The organism is Blastococcus sp. SYSU DS0552, from assembly GCF_054050815.1.
Genome location: NZ_JBJHAB010000001.1, coordinates 332,877 through 357,539 on the forward strand (window position 1 = coordinate 332,877; position 24,663 = coordinate 357,539).

At 74.3% G+C, this 24,663-nt stretch carries 27 protein-coding genes and 1 pseudogene; 16 read left to right on the forward strand and 12 right to left on the reverse strand.

Annotated features, from left to right (window positions below; translation table 11 throughout):
• The first annotated feature begins 48 nt into the window (after nucleotides 1-48).
• Together ACI8AG_RS01595 and ACI8AG_RS01600 are read left to right on the forward strand one after the other, a co-directional pair.
• On the forward strand, nucleotides 49-594 hold the full coding sequence (locus tag ACI8AG_RS01595) for a dihydrofolate reductase family protein (protein ID WP_456595656.1): 546 nt from the start codon (nucleotides 49-51) through the stop codon (nucleotides 592-594).
• Nucleotides 595-722: 128 nt separating this feature from the next.
• The gene (locus ACI8AG_RS01600) at nucleotides 723-1,859 is read left to right on the forward strand and encodes an Rv2578c family radical SAM protein (RefSeq protein WP_456595657.1); all 1,137 of its coding nucleotides are present in this window, start codon (nucleotides 723-725) and stop codon (nucleotides 1,857-1,859) included.
• A 6-nt stretch (nucleotides 1,860-1,865) separates the two neighbouring features.
• On the opposite strand, the gene ACI8AG_RS01605 is transcribed toward ACI8AG_RS01600, so the two are convergent.
• Nucleotides 1,866-2,711 carry a hypothetical protein gene (locus ACI8AG_RS01605; protein ID WP_456595658.1) on the reverse strand — a complete coding sequence of 282 codons (846 nt, stop codon included), beginning with the start codon at nucleotides 2,709-2,711 and terminating at the stop codon, nucleotides 1,866-1,868.
• Between the two features lie 157 nt (nucleotides 2,712-2,868).
• Between ACI8AG_RS01605 and ACI8AG_RS01610 the strand changes: the two genes are divergently transcribed.
• Both ACI8AG_RS01610 and ACI8AG_RS01615 read left to right on the forward strand, forming a co-directional pair.
• Nucleotides 2,869-4,047 (forward strand): carboxylate-amine ligase, encoded by a 1,179-nt coding sequence (locus ACI8AG_RS01610; RefSeq protein WP_456595659.1) that lies wholly within the window; start codon nucleotides 2,869-2,871, stop codon nucleotides 4,045-4,047.
• Nucleotides 4,048-4,056: 9 nt separating this feature from the next.
• The gene (locus ACI8AG_RS01615; protein WP_456587828.1) at nucleotides 4,057-4,917 is read left to right on the forward strand and encodes a lysophospholipid acyltransferase family protein; all 861 of its coding nucleotides are present in this window, start codon (nucleotides 4,057-4,059) and stop codon (nucleotides 4,915-4,917) included.
• Nucleotides 4,918-4,926: 9 nt separating this feature from the next.
• On the opposite strand, the gene ACI8AG_RS01620 is transcribed toward ACI8AG_RS01615, so the two are convergent.
• Nucleotides 4,927-5,454, reverse strand: coding sequence for a GNAT family N-acetyltransferase (locus tag ACI8AG_RS01620; protein WP_456595660.1), 528 nt, complete (start codon nucleotides 5,452-5,454; stop codon nucleotides 4,927-4,929).
• A 131-nt stretch (nucleotides 5,455-5,585) separates the two neighbouring features.
• On the opposite strand from ACI8AG_RS01620, the gene ACI8AG_RS01625 reads away from it, so the two are divergent.
• The 4 genes from ACI8AG_RS01625 to ACI8AG_RS01640 all read left to right on the forward strand — a co-directional run bounded on the left by ACI8AG_RS01625 (nucleotide 5,586) and on the right by ACI8AG_RS01640 (nucleotide 10,562).
• Nucleotides 5,586-7,100 (forward strand): amidohydrolase, encoded by a 1,515-nt coding sequence (locus ACI8AG_RS01625; protein WP_456595661.1) that lies wholly within the window; start codon nucleotides 5,586-5,588, stop codon nucleotides 7,098-7,100.
• A gap of 519 nt (nucleotides 7,101-7,619) precedes the next feature.
• Complete coding sequence (gene lnt, locus ACI8AG_RS01630) at nucleotides 7,620-9,269, forward strand: apolipoprotein N-acyltransferase (protein WP_456595662.1); 1,650 nt, start codon at nucleotides 7,620-7,622, stop codon at nucleotides 9,267-9,269.
• On the forward strand, nucleotides 9,266-10,063 hold the full coding sequence (locus tag ACI8AG_RS01635) for a polyprenol monophosphomannose synthase (protein WP_456587824.1): 798 nt from the start codon (nucleotides 9,266-9,268) through the stop codon (nucleotides 10,061-10,063). Before lnt ends, ACI8AG_RS01635 begins: the two co-directional genes overlap by 4 nt.
• A complete protein-coding gene (locus ACI8AG_RS01640; RefSeq protein ID WP_456587823.1) occupies nucleotides 10,056-10,562 on the forward strand; it encodes an FxsA family protein in 507 nt (168 codons plus the stop codon). Before ACI8AG_RS01635 ends, ACI8AG_RS01640 begins: the two co-directional genes overlap by 8 nt.
• Before the next feature lie 90 nt (nucleotides 10,563-10,652).
• Here the strand turns inward: ACI8AG_RS01640 and ACI8AG_RS01645 are convergent, their stop codons facing one another.
• From ACI8AG_RS01645 to ACI8AG_RS01665, 5 genes are all read right to left on the reverse strand, one after another.
• Nucleotides 10,653-10,997, reverse strand: a complete 345-nt coding sequence (locus ACI8AG_RS01645; protein WP_456587822.1) for an RNA polymerase-binding protein RbpA — start codon at nucleotides 10,995-10,997, stop codon at nucleotides 10,653-10,655.
• A 192-nt stretch (nucleotides 10,998-11,189) separates the two neighbouring features.
• A complete protein-coding gene (locus ACI8AG_RS01650; protein ID WP_456595663.1) occupies nucleotides 11,190-11,933 on the reverse strand; it encodes a thymidine kinase in 744 nt (247 codons plus the stop codon).
• A complete protein-coding gene (locus tag ACI8AG_RS01655; protein WP_456587820.1) occupies nucleotides 11,930-13,285 on the reverse strand; it encodes an MFS transporter in 1,356 nt (451 codons plus the stop codon). Before ACI8AG_RS01655 ends, ACI8AG_RS01650 begins: the two co-directional genes overlap by 4 nt.
• Before the next feature lie 52 nt (nucleotides 13,286-13,337).
• Complete coding sequence (locus ACI8AG_RS01660) at nucleotides 13,338-14,234, reverse strand: lysophospholipid acyltransferase family protein (protein WP_456595664.1); 897 nt, start codon at nucleotides 14,232-14,234, stop codon at nucleotides 13,338-13,340.
• The gene (locus ACI8AG_RS01665) at nucleotides 14,216-14,995 is read right to left on the reverse strand and encodes a glycerophosphodiester phosphodiesterase (RefSeq protein WP_456595665.1); all 780 of its coding nucleotides are present in this window, start codon (nucleotides 14,993-14,995) and stop codon (nucleotides 14,216-14,218) included. The genes ACI8AG_RS01660 and ACI8AG_RS01665 overlap by 19 nt, the downstream gene beginning before the upstream one ends.
• Before the next feature lie 161 nt (nucleotides 14,996-15,156).
• Between ACI8AG_RS01665 and ACI8AG_RS01670 the strand changes: the two genes are divergently transcribed.
• Entirely contained in the window at nucleotides 15,157-15,564 is a 408-nt protein-coding gene (locus tag ACI8AG_RS01670; protein ID WP_456587817.1) for a hypothetical protein, read from the forward strand.
• Nucleotides 15,565-15,572: 8 nt separating this feature from the next.
• Here the strand turns inward: ACI8AG_RS01670 and ACI8AG_RS01675 are convergent, their stop codons facing one another.
• A complete protein-coding gene (locus tag ACI8AG_RS01675; protein ID WP_456587816.1) occupies nucleotides 15,573-15,800 on the reverse strand; it encodes a hypothetical protein in 228 nt (75 codons plus the stop codon).
• Nucleotides 15,801-16,396: 596 nt separating this feature from the next.
• Here ACI8AG_RS01675 and ACI8AG_RS01680 point away from each other — a divergent pair.
• Nucleotides 16,397-17,308, forward strand: a complete 912-nt coding sequence (locus tag ACI8AG_RS01680; protein WP_456595666.1) for a hypothetical protein — start codon at nucleotides 16,397-16,399, stop codon at nucleotides 17,306-17,308.
• 93 nt (nucleotides 17,309-17,401) lie between these two features.
• On the opposite strand, the gene ACI8AG_RS01685 is transcribed toward ACI8AG_RS01680, so the two are convergent.
• Complete coding sequence (locus ACI8AG_RS01685) at nucleotides 17,402-17,824, reverse strand: type II toxin-antitoxin system Phd/YefM family antitoxin (RefSeq protein ID WP_456595667.1); 423 nt, start codon at nucleotides 17,822-17,824, stop codon at nucleotides 17,402-17,404.
• Between ACI8AG_RS01685 and ACI8AG_RS01690 the strand changes: the two genes are divergently transcribed.
• The 3 genes from ACI8AG_RS01690 (at nucleotide 17,825) to ACI8AG_RS01700 (ending at nucleotide 19,340) form a co-directional block, all read left to right on the forward strand.
• Nucleotides 17,825-18,268, forward strand: a complete 444-nt coding sequence (locus tag ACI8AG_RS01690) for a hypothetical protein (RefSeq protein WP_456595668.1) — start codon at nucleotides 17,825-17,827, stop codon at nucleotides 18,266-18,268.
• A complete protein-coding gene (locus ACI8AG_RS01695) occupies nucleotides 18,258-18,560 on the forward strand; it encodes a transcriptional regulator (RefSeq protein WP_456595669.1) in 303 nt (100 codons plus the stop codon). The genes ACI8AG_RS01690 and ACI8AG_RS01695 overlap by 11 nt, the downstream gene beginning before the upstream one ends.
• Nucleotides 18,561-18,662: 102 nt before the next feature.
• Nucleotides 18,663-19,340, forward strand: a complete 678-nt coding sequence (locus ACI8AG_RS01700; protein WP_456595670.1) for an alpha/beta fold hydrolase — start codon at nucleotides 18,663-18,665, stop codon at nucleotides 19,338-19,340.
• A 2-nt stretch (nucleotides 19,341-19,342) separates the two neighbouring features.
• Here the strand turns inward: ACI8AG_RS01700 and ACI8AG_RS01705 are convergent, their stop codons facing one another.
• Nucleotides 19,343-20,431 carry a DNA glycosylase AlkZ-like family protein gene (locus tag ACI8AG_RS01705; protein ID WP_456595671.1) on the reverse strand — a complete coding sequence of 363 codons (1,089 nt, stop codon included), beginning with the start codon at nucleotides 20,429-20,431 and terminating at the stop codon, nucleotides 19,343-19,345.
• Nucleotides 20,432-20,481: 50 nt separating this feature from the next.
• On the opposite strand from ACI8AG_RS01705, the gene ACI8AG_RS01710 reads away from it, so the two are divergent.
• Nucleotides 20,482-21,072 carry a hypothetical protein gene (locus ACI8AG_RS01710; protein WP_456595672.1) on the forward strand — a complete coding sequence of 197 codons (591 nt, stop codon included), beginning with the start codon at nucleotides 20,482-20,484 and terminating at the stop codon, nucleotides 21,070-21,072.
• 67 nt (nucleotides 21,073-21,139) lie between these two features.
• Nucleotides 21,140-21,472 (forward strand): annotated as a pseudogene (locus ACI8AG_RS01715) (VOC family protein); the annotation flags it as partial.
• A gap of 66 nt (nucleotides 21,473-21,538) precedes the next feature.
• Here ACI8AG_RS01715 and ACI8AG_RS01720 read toward each other — a convergent pair.
• Complete coding sequence (locus tag ACI8AG_RS01720) at nucleotides 21,539-22,306, reverse strand: hypothetical protein (RefSeq protein WP_456595673.1); 768 nt, start codon at nucleotides 22,304-22,306, stop codon at nucleotides 21,539-21,541.
• Nucleotides 22,303-23,232, reverse strand: a complete 930-nt coding sequence (locus ACI8AG_RS01725; protein ID WP_456595674.1) for an ABC transporter ATP-binding protein — start codon at nucleotides 23,230-23,232, stop codon at nucleotides 22,303-22,305. The genes ACI8AG_RS01720 and ACI8AG_RS01725 overlap by 4 nt, the downstream gene beginning before the upstream one ends.
• 138 nt (nucleotides 23,233-23,370) lie before the next feature.
• Here ACI8AG_RS01725 and ACI8AG_RS01730 point away from each other — a divergent pair, with 138 nt between their 5' ends.
• Entirely contained in the window at nucleotides 23,371-24,663 is a 1,293-nt protein-coding gene (locus tag ACI8AG_RS01730; protein ID WP_456595675.1) for a sensor histidine kinase, read from the forward strand.

Below are 24,663 nucleotides of genomic sequence, written 5' to 3' on the forward strand. Positions count from 1 at the left end.
GGTACGCCGGTCTGTACGCCGGAGACCGACTCATGGGAGGCAGACGCCGTGCGGAGACTGACCTTCGGCATGAACGTGAGCCTGGACGGCTACATCGCCGCGCCCGGCGACGACATCGGCTGGAGCGTGCCGAGCGACGAGCTGTTCCGGTGGTGGTCCGACCGGGTGGGGGCGACCGGCCTGGCGCTGTACGGGCGGGAACTGTGGGAGACGATGAGTTCCCACTGGCCGACCGCCGACCAGCAGCCCGGCGTCACACCGGCGGAGATCGAGTTCGCCCGCCACTGGCGGGGCATGCCGAAGGTGGTGTTCTCGTCCACGATCAGTGCGGTCGACGGGAACGCCCGCCTGGTCACCGGCGACGCGGTCGCCGAGATCACCCGGCTGAAGGCCGAGGACGGCGGCCCCATGGACATCGGCGGCGCCACACTCGCCGCAGCGGCGATGCGGGCCGGGCTGATCGACGAGTACGTGCTGGCCACCGCACCGGTCCTGGTGGGCAGCGGCACGCCGTTCTTCACGGCCCTGGCCAACTGGGTGGACCTGACCCTGGTGGAGACCCGGACGTTTCCCGACGGCGTGGTCCTGTCCTGACCAGGTACGAGACCAGGCGGTAGCTGTCCGACGTCGGTCGGACCGGTGGTCACCGGGCAGCCGCACCGGTCGACGTCGGGCCCCGCCACCCATCCGACAGCTGGACAGTCGTTCGAACGTGTGTTCGGATGGTGGGCATGCGGTGGGACGCGCAGCGACTCGACGTCGACGAGCCCGGGGCGCTGCCCGGCATGCCGACCATCCCTGGGCTGCTGCGCAGCGTGCAGGTGCCCGAGTTCCCCGGGCTCACCTTCCACGAGGTGCGGTCCAGGAGCGCGCTGAACCGCGTGCCGGGGGAGTCGGCGATGCCCTTCCCGTGGACCATCAACCCCTACCGCGGCTGCTCGCATTCGTGCGTGTACTGCTTCGCTCGCCGGACGCACGAATGGCTGGAGCTCGACTCGGGCCGGGACTTCGACACCCAGGTCGTGGTCAAGACCAACCTGGTCGAGGTGCTGCGGCGGGAGCTGGCCCGGCCGTCATGGCGGCGCGAGCACGTCGCCCTCGGCACGAACACCGACCCCTACCAGCGGGCCGAGGGCCGCTATCGGCTAATGCCCGGGGTGATCGAGGCGCTCGCCGCGTCCGCCACCCCCTTCTCCATCCTCACCAAGGGCACCCTGCTGCGGCGCGACACCCCCCTGCTTGCGGCCGCCGCCCGCGACGTCCCCGTGGGGTTGGGGGTCTCGATCGCCATCTGGGACGACGACCTGCACGCCGCGCTCGAGCCCGGCGTCCCCGGCCCGCGCGCCCGGCTGGAGCTGATCCGGGCGCTGGCCGACGCCGGGCTGCCCTGCGGGGTCTTCCTCGCGCCCGTGCTCCCCGGCCTCACCGACTCTCCCGCGCAGCTGGACGCCGCACTCGCTGCGATCGCCGCGGCCGGGGCGTCCGGCGTGACCGTGATCCCGCTGCACCTGCGCCCGGGCGCCCGGGAGTGGTTCATGGCCTGGCTGCGTCGCGTGCACCCCGAACTCGTTCCGCGGTACGAGCGCCTGTACGCCCGCCGGGCCTACGTGCCGGCCGAGTACCGCACGTGGCTGGCCCGGCAGGTGGCGCCGCTGCTGGCCCGGCACGGCCTGGACCGGCGGTCCGGCGGGGCGGCCCGCCAGGTCGAGGTCATGGGCGTGCCCGGCGACGAAGAGGTCGGCTTCCCCGCCGGCAGCCTGCCCTCCACGGCGCTCCCGGGGCCCGGCCCTGTCCCCGACCGGGGTGCAGCGTCGGCCCCCGCCCCCGGTGGTGCGGCTGAGCAGCTGACACTGCTCTGAGCGCGCTCAGCCGGCCTGCCGGGACGCCCGGGCCACCGCTCGGGTGGCGCGGACCATGCCGCGGGATCCCACCGGCTGGGCGCCGGCCGCGAGCGCCAGCCGGCGGTAGGAGTCGTAGGACAGCGTCCGGTAGGCAGCGGCGAGCTCCTCGACGGCCTCGCAGCGGGACGGGGCGACGGTGGCGCGCAGGTGCCCGACCGTGGCGCGCACGTGCTTGGTGAAGGTGGCCTGCAGGGCCTGGTTGGAGAGCCTGCCACCGATGCGGGAATCCAGGCCGGGCCCCCGGCGCAGCGCCGGCAGCACCCAGGGACTGGCGGCCAGCGCCGGGAACCTCGCCCGAGTCGCCTCCCAGGCGTGCCAGGCGGTCAGCGCCCCGGGGACGGACCACTCGCCGTCGTCGGTGGTGACGTGCAGGCGGCGCGCGGTCGCCCGCACCTGATCCCGCCGCAGCGAACGGAAGGCGCCGACCGGCGCGGGCCAGCCCAGGGCGAGCGCGCACCAGGCCACCGAGCGCAGGTGCTCGGGGTCCTCGGCGCGGATCCGGGTCAGCGGCCGGAGATCGAGTTGCGGCGGATCCGGCTCGGGGGTGGCCGGCTGCGCGAGCGCCAGACCGCCGTAGCGGGCGACCTTGCTGTAGAGCGCGACGGTGGCCGGCTTCCAGCCGCGCGCGGCGGACAGCTCGTCGAGGCCACCGGCCGCCAGTTCCTCGGGCCCGAGATCGAGCTCGAGCGCCGCGTCGGCCAGCCGGCGCCACTGGTCCTCGTACCCAGGAGGCGGTCGCAGCCTGGCCCAGGCGCGTGCCGGCGGTAGGGCAGGCATGTCGGGCAACGGCTGCTGCCAGGCACGTGGCATGCGTCCAGTCTACCGTTATCCCCAACAGTCATGACAACGTTCATTGTGCTGACTTGACGAATAACCAGAACCGGCGCCCTTCGGGCACCGCATCACCAACGAACCACCAGGACCGGTTGGACCTGCGCCCGGCGATGTCCCTCTGGATCATGGGGCCGTGCGAACGGTGGGCGTCGAGGAAGAACTGCTGGTCGTCGACCCCCACGGCGTTCCCGTTCCCCGGGCCCCGGAGGCCCTGGCGGTCGCGGCGCGCCGCGGCGAGGGTGAGGACGTCCACCAGCACGACCTCGAGGAGCGCGGAAAGGACGTCGCCGTCCCGGAGACCGCCCGCCTCGTCCCCGAGCTGAAGGCCCACCAGATGGAACTGGGCACGCCGGTGTGCACGACGCTGGCCGAGATCCGCAGCCAGCTGCGGCACTGGCGCGGCCGGGCCGACGACGCGGCCGCCGCCGTGGGTGCCCGCGTCGCCGCCCTGGCCACCTCGCCGGTCGGCGTGACGCCGGTCCCCACGGAGGGCGAGCGCTACGGGCGCCTGCTCGAGACCTTCGGGCGCACCGCTGAGGAGGTCCTCACCTGCGGCTGCCACGTGCACGTGTCGGTGGCCGACGACGAGGAAGGGGTGGCGGTGCTCAACCGCATCCGCAACTGGCTGCCGGTGCTGACCGCGCTCAGCGCGAACTCGCCGTTCTGGCAGGGCCGGGACACCTCCTACGCCAGCTTCCGGTCGCAGGTGTGGCACCGATGGCCCTCGGCCGGCCCGAACGAGCCCTTCCACGACGCGGCGGACTACCACCGGCTCGTCGAGGCGGTGCTCGCCACCGGGACCGTGCTGGACGACGGGATGGTCTACTTCGACGCCCGCCTGTCGGCCACCTGGCCCACCGTCGAGGTCCGCACGGCCGACGTGCTGATGCGTGTGGAGGACGCCGTCACCCTCGCCGGGCTCGTGCGCGGCCTGGTCGAGACCGCCGCCCGGGAGGCCCGCGCCGGGGGAGCGGTACCGGAGACGCGCGCGGAGGTGCTCCGCCTGGCGTCCTGGCGCGCCTCCCGCTCCGGGCTCTCCGGTGACCTGGTGCACCCGCGAACCGGCCGGCCCGCCCCGGCCGTCGACGTGCTGGCCGATCTGCTGGACCACGTCCGGCCCGCGCTCGCCGAGGCCGGCGACGAAGCCGTGGTGAGCAGCGGTCTGGACGCCCTCCTGACCCGCGGGACGGGAGCGGACCTCCAGCGGCGCGTGCACCGCGAGACCGGCGACCTCGCCGCCGTCGTCCGGGCGGCCGTCGCCGTCACTGCGGGGGAGGAGACCCCCCGGGCGACCGCCGGCGCGAGCCGCTAGATTCCCGCCATGTACACCGCGAGCTGGCGCGACGTCGTCCGTCCGGGGCTGTTCGGCACGTCGCCCGACCCGAGGGACAAGCCCTACCGCCTGGTCATCCGACTGGCACTCGTCGTCTTCCGGCTCCTCCGGTTCCGGTTCGACGTCCGCGGCTCGCAGCACGTCCCACCCGTGGGTGGGGCGATCATCTGCAGCAACCACGTCAGCTTCTTCGACTTCACCTTCCTCGGCCTGGGCGCGCTACCGCAGCACCGCCTCGTCCGGTTCATGGCGAAGTCGCCCGTGTTCGAGCACTGGCTCGCCGGGCCGTTCATGCGGGCCATGAAGCACATCCCCGTCGACCGGAAAGCCGGCTCGACGGCGTTCGAGGCCGCCGTGCGCGCCCTCAAGGACGGCGAGGTGGTCGGCGTCTTCCCCGAGGCGACCATCAGCACGAGCTTCACGGTCAAGGACCTCAAGGCAGGCGCCGCCCGCATGGCCATCGACGCCGGTGTGCCGATCATCCCGGCGGCGGTGTGGGGCGGGCACCGGGTGGCGACCAAGAACCACAAGGTGGAGCTGCGCCGGGGCGTCCCGGTCATGGTCTTCCTGGGCGACCCGATCACCCCCGAGCCGGGGGAGCAGATCGCCGCGCTGCTGGACCGCACGCGCACCGCCATGGTGGCGCTGCTCGACGAGGCGCAGCGCAGCTACCCCGACCGGCCCGCCGGCGACGACGACCGCTGGTGGCTCCCGGCCCACCTCGGGGGCACCGCCCCCACGCCGTCGGAGGCGGCGGCCGCCGACGCGGTGCGCGCGGCGGGGCGGGGGACGACGCGCGCGAAGAAGTCCCCGGCCCGCCGGCTCACCGGGCTGCTCCGCCGCCGCTGAGCGGACAGCTCACTCGACGACGACCGGCGCCATGAGACGGAAGGCCTCCAGCTCGACGTCGTACCAGCGCCGCATCCGGCCCAGCGGGGTCATGCCCAGCCGCCGACACACCGCCATCGACGGCTCGTTGCCGGGTCGGACGACGGCGTACACCTCGGGGAGGCCGCGAGCGAACGCCCGGTCGATCACCGCCCGCGCGGCCTCGGTGGCGTAGCCGTGACCCCACGAGTCGGGGTGCAGGTGCCACCCGACCTCCACCTCGCCCACCCCGTTCGGCAGCGGCTTGAGCAGCACCGTGCCCGCCGGAACGCCGTCGGGTCGCTCGATCGCCCAGCACAGGAACGTCTCGTCCTGGCGGTGCACCTCGGCCCAGCGCTCGACCAGCTCGGCCGGGGGCACCGACGGCGTCCCGCCCAGCCAGCGGGTCACCTCCTCCCGGCGGTAGACGTCGCGAAGCCGGGCCAGGTCCGCCGGGCCGGTGGTCCAGGGGCGCAGCCGCAGCCGCTCGGTGCGCAGCTCCTTCCCCTTGCCGCCCATCGGTCCTGCCTACCGTCGGGCGGGGCGCCCGGCCACCGGAGGGTCTCCCGCCGGAGCGGCCGAGTCGGCGTGATCTCCTACTCGTCGCCTCGCGGTCGGACGCGAGCGCGGGGACGAGAGGTGGACGCCACATGAGCCTGCTGCTCACCGACGTGCGGATCGGCGACCGCCCCGGGCGCGCCGTGCACGTCGTCGACGGCCGGATCGCCTGGACCGGTGCTGCCGCAGAGGCCCCGCGTGCCGATCACGCGGTCGCGGGGGAGGGGGCGCTGCTGACGCCTGCCTTCGTCGACGCGCACGTGCACGCCACGGCGACCGGTCTGGCGCTGACCGGTCTCGACCTGCACTCGAGCCCCAGCCTCGCCCATGCGCTGGAGTCCATCCGGGCCCACGTCGCGACGGCGCCAGGCGGGATCGTCCTGGGCACCGGCTGGGACGAGACCGACTGGCCCGAGCGACGGGGCCTGACACGCGCCGACGTCGACGCCGTGGCCGCCGGGCGGCCGGTCTACCTGGCCCGTGTCGACGTCCACTCGGCGACGGTCTCGACCGCGCTGCTCGACCTCGTCCCGGGCATCACCGGGCTCCCGGGGTTCTCGCCGGACGGACGGCTGCGCCTGGACGCCCACCACGCCGCCCGCCAGGCCGCCTACGGTGCGGTGGGGACCGCGCAGCGCCGCGCCGCACAGCGCGCCGCCCGGTCCGCGGCGGCCGCCCTGGGGATCGGCAGCCTGCACGAGATGGCCGGGCCGGAGGTCTCCTCCGCCGACGACCTGAGGGAGCTGCTGGCCCTGGCCGCCGAGGTGCCCGGCCCGCGCGTCGTGGGGTACTGGGGCGAGCTGTCCGAGCGCGGCGGCCTGGAGCTGGTCCGGGAACTCGGTCTCGCCGGCGCCGGGGGAGACCTGTTCTGCGACGGCGCCCTCGGCTCGCACACGGCCGCCCTGAGCGCTCCTTACAGTGACCGACCCGAGACGTCGGGCACCCTGCGGTTCGAGTCCGCCGCGCTGGTGGAGCACGTGCGCGCCTGCACGGCGGCGGGGATCCAGGCCGGCTTCCACGTCATCGGGGACGCCGCCGTCGAGCAGGTCCTGGACGCCGTCGGCGCCGTCGTCGTGGAGCTGGGCGTCGCGGCCGTCCGCGCCTGCCGTCACCGCCTCGAGCACCTGGAGATGCCCTCCGCCGCGGCCATCGACCGGATGCGGGACTGGCAGATGGTGGCCAGCGTGCAGCCGGCCTTCGACGCCACCTGGGGAGGCGATGCGGGCATGTACGCCGAGCGGCTCGGCGTCGAGCGGGCCCTGGCCACCAATCCGCTGGCCGAGCTCGCGGACGCGGGGGTCGCCCTGGCTCTCGGCAGCGATGCGCCGGTGACTCCGCTGGACCCCTGGGGGGCGGTGCACGCGGCCGTCGACCACCGGACGCCGGATTCCGGGTTGCGTCCCTTCGACGCCTTCGACGCCGCCACGCACGGCGGCTGGTTCGCCGTCCGCGCCGAGCACCCGGCCGGGCCGCTGGCCGTGGGAGCGCCCGCGGACCTCGCGCTGTGGGCCACCGACCAGGGGCTCTCCGGCGTCCTCGGCAACCGGATCCGACCCGGCTGCGCCGGTCTGCTCGTCGACGGCCGGGTGGTGACGGGCGCGGGGTGAGCGCCGTCGCTGTCAACGATCAGTAACGATTCGATCACACTGCGACGCACAGCTCGCCAGGGTCTCGATCCGGCGCGGGGCAGTTCTTACAGTCCCTGCAGTTCCTGACCGGGAGCACCGCACGCACGTTCCCCGGCAGGCGCGTCAGTCCCTCCGGCCGGCGCTCCCGATCTCGGGTGCGCTCCCGGGTCGCGGGGGGCCGGCGGGCCGCCGGTCGCGGCGTGTGCGGGCACCCCGGCGGAGCCCCCGTGGAGCCGCGCCATCAGACAACGGTCGCGCCGATCGCCGCCAGCGACCGGCCGTCCGGCCCGAAGGCGCGCCGATCGCGGAGGGCGACCGCCGGCGCCCCCGGGAGCAGGGGGCCGGTGGTTCGGACGGAAGGTCCCGGCGCACACGCGCTCGCCCACTCCGCCGGGATGGGATGCTGGGTCGGGGCCGCGGACACCGCGGCCCGGACCCCGCCCGAACGGCGCGGGGACGTCCCGCCCCGGGTGGGCGGCTGCACCGGGGAGGCGCTGCGTGCCCGCAGGCGATGGCGGGCCGGGAACCTGGACGCTCGCGCGCCCGGCCGGCCCCGACGCTGCCGGGCGGCCCGTGCCGCCGGCGGAAGCTCCGGCCTCCCGCTGGTCGCGCGCCCCCTGGCGCACCGTCCTGGCCGCCTGCGGCGGGCTGGCGATGTTCCTGGCGTTCCCGGGATACGACCTCGCCGCCCTGGCGGTGCTGGGCCCGGCTGCGCTCGCCGTCGCCGTCCACGGGCGCAGCGTCCGCGCCGGTCTCTGGCTCGGGCTGGTCACCGGGCTCACCTTCTTCGTCCCCCTGCTCTCCTGGACCGGCATCTACGTCGGGGCCGTCCCGTGGCTGGCCCTCGCGGTCAGCCAGGCGCTGTTCGTCGCCGCGCTCGGGGGCCTGACCGCGCTCACGTCCCGGCTCCCCGCCTGGCCGCTGTGGGCCGCCGCCCTGTGGGTGGCCGTCGAGGCGGGCCGCGGCCGCTTTCCCTTCGGGGGGTTCCCCTGGGGCCGGCTGGGCCTCTCCCAGACCGAGGGCCCCTTCCTGGCGTTCGCCGCGTACGGCGGTGTCCCACTGGTCGGCTTCGCCGTCGCGCTCACCGGCACCCTGCTGGCGGCGGCGGCCCTCGCGCTCGCGCAGGGACGGAGCACGGCAGGGACCACGGCCCGGCACCGTCGCGGGGCGGCGGCCGCGCTGGCCGGCGCGCTGACGATCCCGCTGGTGGGCGGGTTGGCCTGGTTGCCGCTGGCCGGGGGCTCCCTCACCGCGGGCGGCCCCACCGCCACCGTCGCGGTGATCCAGGGCGACGTACCGCGCGCCGGCCTGGACTTCAACGCCCAGCGGCGGGCGGTGCTCGACAACCACGTCCAGCAGACGCTGCGCCTGGCCGGGGAGGTGGCCGCCGGCCGGCAGCCACCTCCCGACGTCGTCCTCTGGCCGGAGAACAGCTCGGACATCGACCCCTACCGCAACGCCGACGCCGCGGCGCAGATCCAGCGCGCGGCCGATGCGGTGGGTGCGCCGGTGCTGGTCGGCGCGGTCGTGAACGGCCCGGGGGAGTTCATCAGCAACACCGCGATCGTCTGGACCCCCGAGGGCGGTCCCGGCGACACGTACGTCAAGCGGCATCCCGTTCCGTTCGCCGAGTACGTCCCGGCCCGCGACTTCTTCCGGTTCTTCAGCGACAAGGTCGACCTCGTCCGGCGCGACTTCGCCGCGGGGGGCGAGGTGGGCGTCCTCGACATCGGTGGCGTGCGGCTCGGCGACCTCATCTGCTTCGAGGTGGTGTACGACGGCCTCGTGCGCGACGTCGTCGACGGTGGTGCGGGCATGCTCGTGGTTCAGACCAACAACGCCACGTTCGGCTACACCGACGAGAGCGCCCAGCAGCTGGCGATGAGCCGGGTGCGCGCGGTCGAGTTCGGCCGCACCGTCGCGGTGGCCGCGACCAGCGGTATCTCCGCGATCGTGGCGCCGGACGGCACCGTGGTGCGCTCCTCCGAGCTGTTCGAGCCCGCGGTGTTCGTGGCGGAGGTGGCCCAGCGGGACGGCCGGACGGTCGCCCAGCGGCTCGGTGCCGCGCCGGAGGTGCTCCTCACCGCCCTGGGGCTCGGCGCGGCGCTGTGCGCCGCCCTCCGGCGGCGGGCGGGGAGCCGGGCGTGAGCGAGCGCGTCCTGGTGGTCGTCCCGACCTACAACGAGGCGGAGAACCTCGAGCGGGTGCTCGGCAGGCTGCACGCCAGCGTCCCGGAGGCGCACGCCCTGGTCGTCGACGACGGCTCGCCCGACGGCACCGGGCGGATCGCCGACTCCCTGGCGGCGGCCGATCCCCGCGTCCACGTCCTGCACCGCGCCGCGAAGGCCGGCCTGGGACGTGCCTACGTCGCCGGGTTCCGCTGGGCCCAGGAGCGCGGTTACGACGTCCTGGTCGAGATGGACGCCGACGGCTCGCACCCGCCCGAGCAGCTGCCCGCCCTGCTCGCCGCCCTGGCCGACGCCGACCTCGTGCTGGGGTCCCGCTACGTCGACGGTGGCCGGGTCGAGGACTGGCCGCTGCACCGGCTGGTGCTGTCCCGCCTCGGGAACCGGTACACCCGGTGGGCGCTGCGGCTGCCGCTGCGCGACGCCACCGGGGGCTTCCGGGCGGCCCGCGCCGAGCTGATCGACCGGCTCCCGTTCGACGAGGTGGCGAGCGAGGGCTACTGCTTCCAGGTCGACTGGGCCTGGCGAGCCCTGCGGTCAGGGGCCCGCGTCACCGAGGTGCCGATCACCTTCACCGAACGTGCGTTCGGCCGGAGCAAGATGAGCGGCTCGATCGTTGGAGAGGCGTGGGCGCGCGTGACCGTGTGGGGCGTGCAGGACCGGCTGGCCGACTGGCTGCCCGGACGCGTGCGGCCACCCGTGACCGGCGGGGGAGCGGGAACGGCACGACCTGGAGAGGGGAGGCGACGTGGCTGACGTGGTGCGTCGGAGACTGCGCACGGTGGTGGGGCTGACCGCGCTGGCGGAGCTGGTGGTCTTCGTGCTGGTCGCCGCCTGGATCGGCCTCGGGTGGACGATCCTCGCCACCCTCGTCACCAGTGCGCTCGGATGGGTGCTGCTGGCCAGCCAGGGCCGGCGGGCCCTCGCCGACCTGCGGCAGCGGGCGCGGTCACGCGAGGCCGCGGGCCGCGAGCTCGGTGACGCCGGGCTGGTCGCCGTCGGCGGTCTGCTGATGGTGCTGCCGGGCTTCCTCGGTGACCTGATCGGGCTGCTGTGCCTGCTGCCGGGCACCCGGGGGCTGGTGCGTGGCGCGCTCCGGCGGGTGGTGCTCGCCCGGCTGCCCGAGCACCTGCGTGGACCGGTGCGCGTGGGGAGCACCCGTACCGCCCCGGTGGACACCACCGAGTCCTACGGCCGTGGGGAGCCGCTCGTGATCGAGGGGGAGGTCCTGCGGGACCCCGACCAGAAGGCCTGACCCGCTCCCGGGGGCACCCGGCCCCGGACGCGGAACGGCCCCGGTGGATCTCTCCACCGGGGCCGTCCGGTCACTGCGGTAGGGCTGGGGTCAGCTGGCGCGTGTCCGCCGGCCCCGGAGCACCTCGAGGCGCTCGGCGAGGACCTCCTCGAGGTCCTCCACGCTGCGCCGCTCCAGGAGCATGTCCCAGTGCGTCCGCGGGGGCTTCACCTTCTTGGGCGCCGGCTCGGTCCCACCGACCAGCTTCGCCGCGGAACCGTCGAACTTGCACTCCCAGGTGTCGGGGAGCTCCGCGTCGTCGGCGAAGGGCACCGTGAACAGGTGGCCCGAGGCGCACCGGTACTCGGCGTACTGCCGCTCGATGGGCGCGGTGTTGCGCTCGGTCTCATAGCTGACGCTGCCCAGTCGGCTGCCGCGCAGGGAACGCTCACCCATGGCACACCGTCCTCTCGTGCTCGTGTCGGTCGGGACTCGACGTCCGGTGGCCAGGGCAGTACCCAGGCGACCGGGGAGTCAGAGAGATGAACGACCGAAAAGGCGGAGAGATTCCGCCGAATCGGCTGCTCATCATCGCATGGGGTGGGATCCGGGGCGCGGGCGCCCCCCGCAGGGGTGAGGAGCCGCCGTTCAGGGCAGGGCGAGCTGGCCCGGCCCGGCGGCGGTGGGGCCCAGCTCGCCGCGCACGTAGTGCCGTCGGCAGAGCACCTGGTACCGGACGGCGGGGGCGCCGGCGCCCTCCCCGGGCAGCTCGGGGGGAGCGGTGTCGGCGACGACGACGGTCGCGCCGGAGCGGACCATGACGCCGTCGATGACCCGGGCGTTGAGCAGCCCCGGGAGACCGCACCAGCAGAGCACCTCCACCTGGATGCGCTGCACCTCGTCGGCCAGCTCCAGCAGGCGTCGGGTGCCGGGGAACAGCTGCGCGCGGAAGTCGGTGGTGAGCCCGAAGGCGTAGACGTCGACGTGCGACTCGTCGACCAGCTCGGCCAGCTGGTCCACCTGGGCGGGGAGGAGGAACTGCGCCTCGTCGACGATCAGGTAGTCGACCCGGTGGCCGTCGGCCCAGCGCGTGCGGACGAGCAGCCGCAGGTCGGTGCCCGCGTGCACTTCCATCGCCGCCCGGCAGAGCCCGACGCGGGAGCTGATCCGCGGAGCCGCGGACCGATCGCCCTGGGTGACCAGCAGCCCGTGCCGGCCCTGCCGGCTGTGGTTGTGGTCGACCTGCAGCGCCAGCGTGGACTTCCCGCAGTCCATGGGGCCGTGGAAGAACCGCAGGTGGGCCGGTGCGGGGTGGCGTCGCCGGTCGCCGGAGGCGGGCACCACCGGCAGCGGCGGCGGGGGAGCGGGCCGCTCGCCGTCGGGCGCGGTCACAGCTTCTCCGGCGGCGTGTTGCCGGCGGCGACGACGGCGCGGCGCATCGGCAGCGCGGCCAGCGCGACGAACCCGGCCACGAAGAAGATCACCAGGCTGACGATGGCCAGCCGGTAGGAGCCGGTCAGCTGGTAGGTGAGGCCGAACGCGAGCGGCCCGAGCCAGCTGGTGCCGCGGTCGCTGATCTCGTAGAAGCCGAAGTACTCCGCCTCCTTGCCCGCCGGGATGAGCTGGCTGAACAAGGAGCGGGAGAGGGCCTGGGTGCCGCCCTGCACGAGCCCGATGACGGCGGCGAGGGCGTAGAACTGGGCGACCGCGCCGGTCTGCAGGGAGAACGCGGCGAACAGCACACCGATCCAGGCCACCAGGGCGCCGAGGACGACCCGCTTGGCGCCGTAGCGACCGGCCAGGCGGCCGAGGCCCAGCGCGCCGAAGATCGCCACCACCTGGACCATCAGGATCGCGCCGGTGAGCACGTCCTGCGCCAGGTCCAGCTCCTCGGTGGCGTAGGTGGCCGACAGGGAGATGACCGTCTGCACGCCGTCGTTGAACAGCAGGTAGGCACCGAGGAACCACAGCGTCAGCGGGAAGGCCCGCATCTCGCGGAAGGTGGTGGCCAGCTGGCGGAAGCTGCTGCTGGACCGGCCTGCGGAGGGCGCGACCGGGCGGTTGCGCAGGCGGGACACCGAGAACAGCGTGAAGGCGCCCCACCACAGCCCCGCCGTCGCCAGGCAGATGCGCACGGCCTCACCGGTCGTCAGCCCCAGGTCCTCGGCCGCGACGACCAGGCCCAGGTGGACCGCCAGCAGCAGCGCCCCGCCGACGTAGCCGAACGCCCAGCCCTTGCTGGAGACGGCGTCGCGCTCGTCGGGTCCGGCCAGCTCCGGCAGCCACGAGTAGTAGACGACCGTGGCCGCGCCGAACGCGATGTTGGCGAGGACGAACAGACCCGCGCCCAGCAGCCACCGGCCGTCGCCGGCGAAGAACAGGCCGGTCGTCGCGAGCGCCCCGAGGATCGCCAGCCCGGTGAGCATCTCCCGCTTGCGGCCGGTGCGGTCGGCGACGGCGCCGGCGAGGGGCAGCACGAGCACCTGCAGGACGACCGACGCCGACAGCACGTAGGAGAACCAGCTGCCGGCCGCGAGCGACAGCCCGAGGAAGGAGAGCCGCTCGTCCGGGCCCGCGGCGTCCCGCGCGATCGCGGTCAGGTACGGGCCGAGGAAGACGGTCGTCACCGAGGTGTTGAAGACCGACATCGCCCAGTCGTAGGAGTACCAACCGAACCGCTCGCGCCGGAGGGCGGGATCGGTCGACGGCACCGACGGGTCGGCGGCGGGGACGGCGGTGGTCACCGCGGCAGGGTGCCAGGCAGGTGGCGGCCGGTCCAGCACCGGCCCGCGCCGGTCACGGGATGTCCTCCGGCACGACACCGCCGGGAAAAGCGGCGACGGCGGTCGTGGGCCGTGTCGCATCGACGAACGCGGGGCCGTCGAGCTCGTCGGACCGCAGTGGGCGCAGGCCCCGGGTGAGCGCAGCGGCGATGCGGGTGCGCGCCCGGTTGGCGTCTCCCACGCGGCCCATCTCCAGGTCGTCGAAGACGACCGGCGGGCCGACGTGCACCCGCAACGCGGGACGGTGCAGCACGGCCCGCAGCAGGGTGCGCAGCTTGCCGAGGTCGTTGCCGTACTGGAGCACCTCGTGCGCACCCCACTGGCTCACCGGGAGCACGGGCACCCGCAGGCCTAGTGCGAGCCGCGCCATGCCGGTGCGGCCCCGTTCGGGCCAGAGGTCCGGCGCCAGGCCCACCCGGCCTTCGGGATAGGCGACGACGTGGCCTCCGTGCACCAGGGCCACCTCGGTGACGCGGACGGCGTGGCGGGCCAGCTCGGTGCCCCGCTCCACCCGGATGGCGCCGGTCCGTTCCAGCAGCGGGCCGGCGACCGGCGCGGAGACGATGCCCCCGGTGGCCATGATCCGGGGGGAGACGCCCAGCCGGTGCAGGGCGACGGCGATGACGAAGGGATCGAAGTCGCCGATGTGGTTGGCGGCCAGCAGCAAGGGCCCCCGCCGCAGCTCCTCGGGGATCTCGCCGGTGACCTCCACGCGGCCGAAGACGCTCACCAGCCACGAGAAGCGACGCAGCACGAACCGCCAGAACCACCACGGCGGGGCGACGGCGATGGCCAGCTCCCGGGCGAACCACTCGGGGTCGTCGGGCCGGACGAGGGCCGCGAGATCCTCCGGCAGCGGGGGCGTGCGCGGACGCCAGTCCCGGAGCCACGTCACGACGGTGGCGCCCACTGGCCGCGCTTCTCCAGCACCTCGCGCAGCATCGCCGGCCGATCGGTCATGATGCCGTCGACCCCGAGGTCCAGCAGGGCCGCGGCCTCATCGGGGTCGTCGACGATCCACACGTGCACCTGCAGACCGCGCGCGTGGGCGGCGGCGAGGAAGCGCTCGTCCACCAGGGCGCGGCCGCCGAGATGCAGGGGCACCTGCGCGCAGCCGGCCGGGATGCGCACCAGCCCGGCGGCGCGGGGGGAGTAGGAGGACAACCGCAGCGCCGCGACCCCCCGGGGCCCCAGCGAGGTGCAGAGCTTCGGTCCGAAGAGCCGCCGGGCCGCGGCGACGCGGGCGTCGGAGAACGAGCCCAGGCAGATGCGGTCGAGCACCTTCATGCGCCGCACCAGGCGCACGAGCGGGGCCAGCACGCCGGCGGCCTTGATGTCGAGGTTGAACCGGACGTCGGGCCACGCGCCCAGCAGGTCCTCGAGGCGCACGATCGGCTCCCGGCCGCCGATGCGGGCCTCGGAAACTTGTGCCCAGGTCAGGCCGTCGAGGCGGCCGCTGCGGTCGGTGACCCGCTCCAGCGTGGGATCGTGGAAGGCGACGAGGACGCCGTCGGCCGTCACCTGCACGTCCGTCTCGAGATACCGGTAGCCCAGGTCCACGCAGGCCTGGAAGGCCGGCATGCTGTTCTCCAGGTGCTCGATCGCTCCACCGCGGTGCGCCATGGCCAACGGCGTCGGCGCGTCGAGGAAGGCGAAGCGCGCGGCAGGCACGCCGTCCACGCTAGTGGCACCGGTCGGGGCACCTGCGAAGCCCCGTCGACACGGTCGGAGGCGGTGGTCGACCAGCCTCCGGCCACAGGTCGGCAGCCCTTCCACGCCTGTTCTGGCGTGTCATGCAGGACTGTCGGCAGCGGCGTCTAGCGTGCGCAGGCGTGGCACAGCAGCACGCGTCCGGCAGCACCGCATCCCTTCCCGTCGCACCACTCCCCAGCCGGGGGAGCGGTGAGGAACGCCGGTGCGGCTGGTGCCGCCGGGTTCTCCCCCAGCAGGGGTCGGTCGGGCGGCCGCGGCTGTACTGCGGCCAGGCCTGCCGCCAGCGCGCCTACGAGCAGCGCTCGGCGACGGCGAAGGCAGGATTGCCCGGCGACGTCGTACTGGTGTCACGGGCGGAGCTGGACGGGCTGCAGGACCGGCTGTTCCAGCTGCGCTGCGCCCTGGAAGACGTGCAGACGCTGCTGCAGGAGCGGCCGACCAAGGCCGAGCTGGAGCGTTCCCTGGCCGACCTCGTCCACTCGACGGGCCGGCTGGACCGGCTCTGGGTCACCGAACGCTCCAGCTGACCGGCACCTCAGTCGCCCTGCGTGTCGTCGTCGGTGTTCTGGTCGGTCTCCGGGTTGCTGACGTCCGGCAGGTTCTCCCGGTCGGCGTCCTCGGGGTCGACCGTCTCCACGACCTCGTCGGTGCTGCCGTCATTGCGATCCAGCCCGGCCGGATCCCCGCACGCGGTCAGCGTCGCAGCTCCGCCGAAGAGCGCCAGCGAAGTCAGCAGTGCGGCGAACGGTCGTCGGATTCTCATGTGCCCGACCCTACGAAGCCCGACGGTGGGCCGCCTGTCGAACGACCGACACCACAGTGAATACGTCACTGTGACGTAACGATGCGGGTGTCAGCGGACGGGGAGAGTGGCGGGGAGGAGCGGATGTCGGGGCCTTGGACGGGCCGCCCGAACGCTCGACGGGCGGCGCACGTCCCGAGTCAAGATCAACTTCGGGGGAGTCGGACGAGCCGGAGGTCGGAGGTGCCCGCATGTGCGCACAGGCAGCCGGCTGCCGACCCAGCCGCGGGTCGCGAGGCGGGACGTCGACACGGGCACCCGAGCGGCGTCCCGGCGTCGGCCTCCGACATCGGCCTCCGGCGTCGGCTTCGGACGTCAGAAGAAGGCCGCGGCGGCGACGCCTGCGGTGGACGGTCATCACGCCGGCCGACCTGGGCGATCCCGACAGGTGTCAGCCCCTTCTCGCGCCCCGTTCTATCGCGCCGATAATCGACGTTATGTCAACTAGCCGAGGGACTGTTGCAACGGATGCAGGACCAGCTCCGCCAGGTGGTGGGCGCGACGCCGTACAGCGTCCCAGCACCGACGAGCCCGTGACCGTCGTAGCGTTCACCGTCATGAGCACCGCCTCCGCCTCGCAGAACCTCGACCACGTCACTGCCGTCGCGACCCGCTATATCGAGCAGCACCTCGGAGACGATCTGCTGCAGTGGAGCGAGGTCATCGACCACCTCAAGGCGCGCGGCTACACGGCCGAGGCCACCCCGGCAGTCCTCCGCGCCGTCCTGGACCTCGAACGCACCGGTGTGATGTGCTTCGCCCACGCCCCCGAGCGCATGCGCCACCCCCGCCCCGGCGACGCCGCACCCGCACCCCTCCATGAGGTCGCCGCCGCCGTCCTGTCTCTGCAGTGGCCCTGCACCCGCAACGACCGCCCGGGCGGCAGCCGGTCCATCTGGGAGACCTTCGAGGAGCTCGACGGCCGCTACCGGCACTGCGACGTCTACGAGGCCATGCACACCCTGCTGAAAGGTCACGAACTCAAGAGCAGCCGCGTGTACTGGCAGCGCACCGACCTGCCGTCACGCTTCGACACGGCTGGCCGCTTCGCTCAACGGGCTGAAGCCATCGCCGTGCAACCACCGGCTTCACCCGCCCGCCAGCAGCTCGAAGCGGACCTCGTCGCCGCGTATGTCGCGACACTCCCTCACCGCTACCTCCGAGAGCACCCCATCGGTGAACTGCGAGCCGACGTGTACGAGCCAACGGTCCGGCGCGTCGTGGAGGCGAAAGCCGCCGCCGATGTCGTCACCGTCGCTCACGCATGGGCTCAGGCAGCCGCCTACCGGTACGCAGCGAACACCTCCGCCCTCGATGACCGGACCACCGTCGAGTCCATCGCGGTCCTCCTCCCGGCCGCACCCACCGGGACCGCCCGCAGCTTCCTCGAGCATGTCGCCGCAGACTGCTTCGAGGTCGAGCTCATCTACCCCCACGGCGAGACGTTCCGGCACGAGCAACTCACCTGACCTGAGCGCCGGCAACGGCCAGGTCAGGTGCGCGAGCCGCTCCCTGCATGACGGGGACCACCCACCGGACATGGGCGGGCGGCAATGCCACCATCACCATCCTGTCGCCGCACTCGGCTCCGTGGACCACCAACGCCGACCGAGCTCCGCCGGCAAGGTCACGGGCCGACGCCTCGGAATGCCGCGAGCGCCCCCCTCGGGCATCTCGTCGAAGTCGTCCGCGATCCTCATCCGGCCCCGCAGCGAGCCCGGTACGCGCCGAACCGCCCGGGTTCCGGCCGCGACCAGGCGGGCAACCGGTTTGCCAGCGCGAGTGATGACGACGTCCTCCCCTGCCCCGACCGCTTCCAGCAGCCGACAGGTGTGTCGTCGCCTCGTGGACGCGCACGGTTCTCGCCACGGATCCAGTGTCAGGGCCCGATCAACGACGGCCCCCCGCCGCGCGGGCACAGATCCGCCTCGCCACCAGGGTGGCCAGTGTTGCCGTCGAGGAAACGTTGCCCTACTGTTTCCCATATGGAAACTCCTAGCGGCCGATCACCGTCCCCCGAGGAAGCCCGCGAGACGCTCGCCCAGCTGGCGCGCGACCAGGACGCGGTGCGGTATCCGCCGATCCCCCGTTGGTTCTTCGTGGTGATGGCGGCGGTCGTCGCCGGGGTCGCCCTCGCCCAGCTGCTGCCCCCGAAGACCGCCGCCTTCGCGGTCCTCCCCCTCGTGGTCATCAGCGGCCTGCTCGCCCACCGGTACTGGTTCAACCCGGAGGGGGTGTCCGGCGCCTCGGTGCAGCCGGCCGACATGGTCGGGTACCTGGCCGTCGTCCTGGGCACGTTCGTGGCCTGCTGGCTGGTGGAGGCCTTCACCGACGCCTGGTGGATCTGGTTCCCGGGCGCCGCGGTCGTCGCCGGCGCCGTCCTCGTCACCGGGTACCGCTACGGCCGCGAGTACGGGCATGAGCGCTGACGCCCCGGCCTTCGACGAGGTCATCCACGCGCCGCACCGGCTGCGCATCTGCGCGATGCTCAGCGCCGCCCAGAAGGTCGAGTTCACCGTGTTGCAGGAGAAGCTCGGCATCTCGAAGTCGGCGCTCAGCAAGCACCTGACCCAGCTTGCCGACGCTGGTTACGTCACACAGGAAAAAGGTGTTCGCGATGCCCGCAGCCGGCTCTGGCTGGCACTGACCAGTGAGGGCAGCCGCGCCTACCGGGGCCACGTCCGTGCGTTGAAGGAGATCGTCGCCGCCGACCCCGGCTGAGCCGGCGCCCCGTCGCCCGTCGCGGCGCCGGATCGCCGATGAGTTCGGTGGACCACACGGGTCTTCCCTGAGCACCCCGGTGACAGACGATGGGAGGCGCCGGTGAGCACGTTCGCACTGGTGCACGGAGCCGGTGACGACGGGTGGTACTGGCACCTGGTCGAGTCCGACCTCCGCGCGCGCGGCCACCACGTGGTCGCACCGGACCTCGCAGCCGGCGACGACTCCCTGTCGCTCGACGACTACGCCGATGCGGTCGTCGAGGCGGTCGGCGCCGCCCCCGACCTCGTGGTCGTGGGTCAGTCGTTCGGCGCGTTCACCGCTCCCCTGGTGGCCGCCCGCCTCCGGGCCAGGGCGCTGGTCCTGGTAGCCGGCATGGTCCCGGCACCGGGTGAGGCACCCGACGAGTGGTGGACCAGCAGCGGCTACGCCGAGGCGGCACGGGCCCAGGCGGCCCTCGACGGGGGCCGCACCGGCAGCGACGACCCGTACGTCGCCTACTACCACGACGTCCCCCGGTCGCTGGCCGACGAGGCGATGCGCAGGGAACGCGCCCACCCCTCCACCGCCGCGTGCGCGCAGCCGTGGCCGCTCGAGGCGTGGCCGGACGTGCCGACCACCGTCGTCGTCTGCACGCAGGACCGGCTCTTCCCGGCCGGCTTCCTGCGTCGCCTGGCGGCCGTGCGCCTCGGGGTGCGCCCCGTGGAGATCGACGCCGGCCACTGCGTGGCGTTGAGCCGGCCAGGCCCGCTCGCCGACGTGCTGGCCGGCGCCGGCTGACCTCACCGGGTCGGCGCATCCACCACCAGGCCGAGCCACCCCGCGAGCTCCCCGATCTCGGCCCGCACCGCGTCGCGCACGGCCGCGGTGAACGGCACGTCCTCGTGGACGGCGTGCACCACCAGCCGGCCACCGGCGCGATCGGCAGTGGCGTCGAGCTTCCCGACCAGCCGGTCGTGGTGCAGGACGGGGAGCGCGAAGTAGCCCCACCGGCGCTTGGCCCGCGGCTTGTACATCTCCAGCTGGTACTCGAAGCCGAAGAGCTCCAGCACGCGCCGACGGTCGTGCACCAGGCGGTCGAACGGTGACAGCAGCGCGGTCCGCCCCGCGAACGGCTGCCCGACCGCGGCGGGGTCGACCCGCCACCTCCCGGGCACCCCCTCGATGGTCGCGGACTCCCCTGCGTCGCGGACGTCGACCGGCTCGCCCGGTACCGACGCCCCCTTCTCCCGGGCGAGGCCCAGGGCGCGCAGCCGCCGCTCGTCGCGGATGCGGCGGGCCTCCTCCAGCGGCACAGCGGTGAGACCGGCCGGGTAGACCCGCTCGGCGACGTCCCACAGGCGCTGCCGGCCGCGCCGCCCCGCGATCGCGACCTCGCCGCGCATCATCAGGAACTCGAGCATCTGGGTGACGTTGCGGTCGTGGGTCCAGCCCGTGGACGCCCACGGCACCGAGCTCGTGTCGGGGATGTCCCGGGAGAGCAGCGGCCCGGACGAGCGCAGTCGCCCGACGACGTCGCGCCGGAACGACTCGTTGGCCTGGAGCCACGCACGCGGCGCCTCCCTGCTCGGCCAGCGGGCCATGCCCGCCAGCAGCAGCGCGATGTCCTCCATCGGCCGGACCAGTGCGTTGTGCTCCACGAGGCTGCGGTCCTCGAGGGCCCGGGTCAGCTGGGCCGGGAGGTAGCTGCTCCCGAGCCGGCTCCAGGCGACCAGGTCGGCGCTGGGAGCGATCGCCGCTGTGGGGTCGACCTGGAGCAGCGTCAGGTGCCGGACCGTCGCCAGCAGGCTCTCGGGTCGGTGGCCGTCCAGCAGCTGGGCGCGCACGGCGATCGCGCGCGCCTCGTCCCGGTCCAGCCTGTGCGCCGACATCTGCCGAACCGTAGCGGCGGCCGCCCGCGGACGGGGACGATGATCGGACCATGCCGCGCACCTGGACCCACGTCGGCCGCTGCTGGACCGACGGCGAACCCTTCCTCGCCCTCGACAGCGACCTGCTGCCGTACTGGCGCGGCCTCAGCGAGCAGGGGTACGAGGCGCTGGTGCCACAGCTGGACTACCAGCTCACCGGCATCCGGCTGGGTGGGAGCACCGCGGCGCTGGTGCTGACAGACCCCGAGGTCGGCGACGAGGGCTGGCTGGAGGTGTTCCGCGCCGACGACGGCAGCATCGCCGTCGTCCAGGCGACCGCGGGCGACTACCGGGAGGCCCTGGACGCCGCGCTGGCCTTCCCCGAGGCCGACGACCAGGTCGGCGACGTGGTGTCCGTCCCGAGCGGCCGGCTCGCCTTCATCAGCGCGGCGCTGGACGGCACGGGCGAGGACGGCGCCTTCCTGCTGCCCGAGTCCCCCGGCCCGACGCCGGACTCCGGCGAGCTGGCCGCAGGCGCCGCCACCGACGCGAGCCCCCTGCTGGTCGTGCCGCCGGGAGCCTTCCGGCTGTCGGTGCGTTGGCGGACGGAGCTGCACGCGGACGCGGCGTTCGCCCGCTGGCTGCTCATCCGGGAGGGCTGATCGCTCAGTTCTCGCGCCGGCGGTGGTCCACCCAGCACCACCGCCGACCACGCACCCGGGAGCCCGCATGTCCCCCACCGTCCGCCCGATCGTCGTCACGCCCGACCTCGAACGGCTGCGGTCCTTCTACGTCGGTCTCCTCGACGCGGAGGAGATCGACCGTTCCCCGGAGGAGGGACCGCTGTCCTACCTGGGTCTGCGGGTGGGGAGCTCGGAGCTGGGCCTCACCGCCGACTCCGGCGTCGCGGCCGGCACCCCCGGGCGGGTGCTGCTGAGCATCGAGGTCCCCGACGTCGACGGCGTCCTCCCCCGGGTCGCGGAGCTCGGCGGCGCGGCGCCGCACGGGTCGAACGACATGCCGTGGGGGCAGCGCGTCGCGCACGTCACCGACCTGGACGACAACGCCGTCAACCTGACGCAACAACTTGAGGCGGGCGATCCACCGGCCGGTGGAGCGCCCGCCGCGTCAGGCGATCTCGCTGCGCTGCACTCGGACCCAGCCGGCCACCAGGGGCGCGAGCAACCACAGCGCCGTCGACGTGCCGACCTGCAACCACCCCTGACCGTCGAGCTCGCCGAGGTACATCGGGCCGGTGGTGGTCGTCAGGTCCAGCCAGTCGCGCACCCAGTCCAGCGCCGCGACAGTGCTCACCAGCACGGTGAACGCGGTCGGGAGGGCGAAGTACAGGACGATCGCCAGCGGCGAGCTCAGCAGCAGCAGGCCGAAGGCGACGCCGACGAGGACGTTGAGCACCTGCACGAGCAGCACCTGGACGACCTGGTCGACGTCGACCGACCACGAGGTCGGGTCGTCGGTCAGGACCGGGGTGAGGGCTGCCGCGAGGGCCGCGGCCGCCGCGCTGGCCAGGACGCCGAGCACGCCCAGGAGCACCGCCGCCCCGAGCTTGGCGACGATCACGCGGGAGCGCTGCGGCACGAGGGCGAAGGTGGTCAGGGCCGTGCGCTGCGACCACTCACTGGTGACCAGCAGGATGCCGACCACCGGCAGCAGCAGCGCCACCGGCAGCTGGGCGGCACCCAGGTACTCGGCGAACGTCTTCTCCGGTGCCTTCCCGAAGAACAGGATGAGGCCGGGGACGACGAGGGCGAGCAGCGCCACGACCAGGAGCAGCCACGCGCCGGCGCGGGTGTCGCGGGCCTTGCGCAGCTCGACGGCGACGAGCGTGGGCAGCGAGGGGGGCGGCACCTCGACGACGGGGAGGGTCGCGGTCACGAGCCGGCCTCCTGCACCGGAGCATCGGTCGGGACGGCGGCTCCGCCGTCGCCCGTGTGGGTGAGCGAGCGGAAGAGCTCCTCCAACCCCGCGCCCGAGGCGGCCCGCAGCTCCAGGAGGGGAATGCCGGCCCGGGCTGCCGCGATCCCCACTGCCTCCGCGTCGGCGCCGGCCAGCAGGGCGCCGTCATCATCCGTCTCGACCCGGACCCCGGCCGTGGTCAGCGCTCGCTGCAGCGCCTCGCGCTCACGGGCCCGGACGACGGTGCCCGCGCCGGCCAGCAGCTGCTCCTTCGCGCCCGCAGCGACGAGCCGGCCGCCGGCGATGACGACCAACCGGTCGGCGACGGCCTCCACCTCGCGCAGCAGGTGCGAGGACAGCAGCACCGTGCCGCCGCGGTCGGCGAACCCGCGCAGCAGGCCGCGCATCCAGAAGATGCCCTCCGGGTCCAGCCCGTTGGCCGGCTCGTCGAGCACGAGCACCCGCGGGTCACCCAGCAGGGCTGCGGCTATCCCCAGACGCTGCCGCATGCCGAGGGAGTACTTGCTCACCCGCTTGCCTGCCGCCGGGCCCGCCAGCCCCACCAGCTCCAGCACCTCGGCGACCCGGGTGCGTGGGACGCCGAGGACCATGGCCGAGAGGGTGAGCACCTCGTGGCCCGTCCGCCCGGAGTGCTGTGCCCCGGCGTCGAGCAGCACACCGACCTGCCGTCCGGCGTTGGGCAGGTCGCGGTAGCGACGGCCGGCGATCGTGGCCGAACCGGCGGTCGGCTCGGCCAACCCGCACAGCGCCCGCAGCGTGGTGCTCTTGCCGGCCCCGTTCGGCCCGAGGAAGCCGGTCACGGTTCCGGGCGGGCAGCTGAAGGACACGTCGGAGACGGCCAGCTGCGTGCCGTACCTCCGGGTCAGGTTCTCGATCTCGATCACGCGCTCACCCTCGCGCGCCGGGCCCTGCGGCCACATCGGCCACGGGTCGGGAACCGGCCGACTTCCGTCGCCCCTCGGCGGGGGTGGCACCGACCTTCGTCGGTGCCACGAGGCGCTCCCCGCCCGTAGCCTGACCCGGTGAGCACGGCGATCGGGCAGGCACGGAGCGGACCCGCGGGCGTGGACCACCCGTCGTTCGTCCCGGCTCGGCTGCTCGCCGACTCCCTCTCCCCCGACGCGGGTCCGGAGCGTCCGCGTGGCCGGGTGCGCCGCTCGCTGCGGGACTGGGTCGTCGACCTCTCGCTCTTCGTGCTGTCGGTGGGCCTGGGGTTGGTCTTCGTCGGCGAGGCCCTGAGCCGCCCGTCACCACCGCCGGACCGGCTGCTGCTCGCCGACCTGGTAGCCGGATCGCTCGGCTGCGCCCTCCTCTGGGGCCGTCGCCGGTGGCCCGTGGCGGTCGCACTGGTGCTGGCGCTCCTCGGGACGTTCTCCGACATGGCCGGGGTCGCGATCCTCATCTCCTTGTTCACGGTGGCCGTGCACCGTGCCTGGCCGAGCGTGCTCGGGGTCGCGGCGGTGAACCTCGCGTCGCTCGCCGTCTACGTACGGCTCCGCCCGGATCCCGACCTCTCCCCGCTGGTGCTCGCCGGTCTCGTCGTCGTGGCCACCGCCGCGGTGGTGGCCTGGGGCATGTTCGTGCGGGCGCGGCGCCAGCTCGTGGTGTCGCTGCGCGACCGTGCCGTCCGCGCCGAGACCGAGCAGCGGCTGCGCGTCGAGCAGGCGCAGCAGCTGGAGCGCACCCGCATCGCCCGCGAGATGCACGACGTCCTGGCCCACCGGCTCTCGCTGCTGAGCATGCACGCCGGCGCTCTGGAGTTCCGGCCCGATGCGCCACCGGCTGACGTCGCCGCGGCGGCCGGGGTCGTCCGGGCCAGCGCCCGCCAGGCCCTGGAGGACCTGCGGGAGGTGATCGGGGTGCTGCGCGAGTCGGCCGAACCGGGCGCCGTGGAGCGGCCTCAGCCGACGCTGGGGGACCTGCCGGCCCTGCTCGAGGAGTGTCGGCAGGCGGGTCTGCGGGTGCGGGCCCGCTACCGCCTCCCGGACCCGGCGCGCGTTCCGTCGTCGGCGGGGCGCGCGGCCTACCGCGTCGTGCAGGAGGCGCTGACCAACGTCCGCAAGCACTCGCCCGGCACCATCGCCGACGTGCTGGTCGAGGGAGCCGAGGGCTCAGGGCTCGCCGTCGAGGTGCGCAACCCGCCGTCGATCGGCGGCGACGCGCCCGCACCGCTGCCGGGCAGCGGGACCGGCCTGGTGGGCCTGCTCGAGCGGGTCAGCCTGGCCGGGGGCACGCTCGAGCACGGCTGGAGCGCCGACGGGCAGTTCCGCCTGCGCGCCTGGCTGCCCTGGGCCCCGCCGGCCGGGTCCGCGTGA

Bases quoted from the DNA above. Each gene is read 5' to 3' on its own strand.
- ACI8AG_RS01605 (WP_456595658.1), bottom strand. From the start codon at position 2,711: ATGCCACGTGCCTGGCAGCAGCCGTTGCCCGACATGCCTGCCCTACCG.
- ACI8AG_RS01680 (WP_456595666.1), top strand. From the start codon at position 16,397: ATGAGCACCGCCTCCGCCTCGCAGAACCTCGACCACGTCACTGCCGTC.
- ACI8AG_RS01675 (WP_456587816.1), bottom strand. From the start codon at position 15,800: ATGAGAATCCGACGACCGTTCGCCGCACTGCTGACTTCGCTGGCGCTC.
- ACI8AG_RS01705 (WP_456595671.1), bottom strand. From the start codon at position 20,431: ATGTCGGCGCACAGGCTGGACCGGGACGAGGCGCGCGCGATCGCCGTG.
- ACI8AG_RS01695 (WP_456595669.1), top strand. From the start codon at position 18,258: ATGAGCGCTGACGCCCCGGCCTTCGACGAGGTCATCCACGCGCCGCAC.
- ACI8AG_RS01690 (WP_456595668.1), top strand. From the start codon at position 17,825: ATGGAAACTCCTAGCGGCCGATCACCGTCCCCCGAGGAAGCCCGCGAG.
- ACI8AG_RS01625 (WP_456595661.1), top strand. From the start codon at position 5,586: ATGAGCCTGCTGCTCACCGACGTGCGGATCGGCGACCGCCCCGGGCGC.
- ACI8AG_RS01615 (WP_456587828.1), top strand. From the start codon at position 4,057: ATGTACACCGCGAGCTGGCGCGACGTCGTCCGTCCGGGGCTGTTCGGC.
- ACI8AG_RS01620 (WP_456595660.1), bottom strand. From the start codon at position 5,454: ATGGGCGGCAAGGGGAAGGAGCTGCGCACCGAGCGGCTGCGGCTGCGC.
- ACI8AG_RS01645 (WP_456587822.1), bottom strand. From the start codon at position 10,997: ATGGGTGAGCGTTCCCTGCGCGGCAGCCGACTGGGCAGCGTCAGCTAT.
- ACI8AG_RS01600 (WP_456595657.1), top strand. From the start codon at position 723: ATGGTGGGCATGCGGTGGGACGCGCAGCGACTCGACGTCGACGAGCCC.
- ACI8AG_RS01710 (WP_456595672.1), top strand. From the start codon at position 20,482: ATGCCGCGCACCTGGACCCACGTCGGCCGCTGCTGGACCGACGGCGAA.
- ACI8AG_RS01685 (WP_456595667.1), bottom strand. From the start codon at position 17,824: ATGGGAAACAGTAGGGCAACGTTTCCTCGACGGCAACACTGGCCACCC.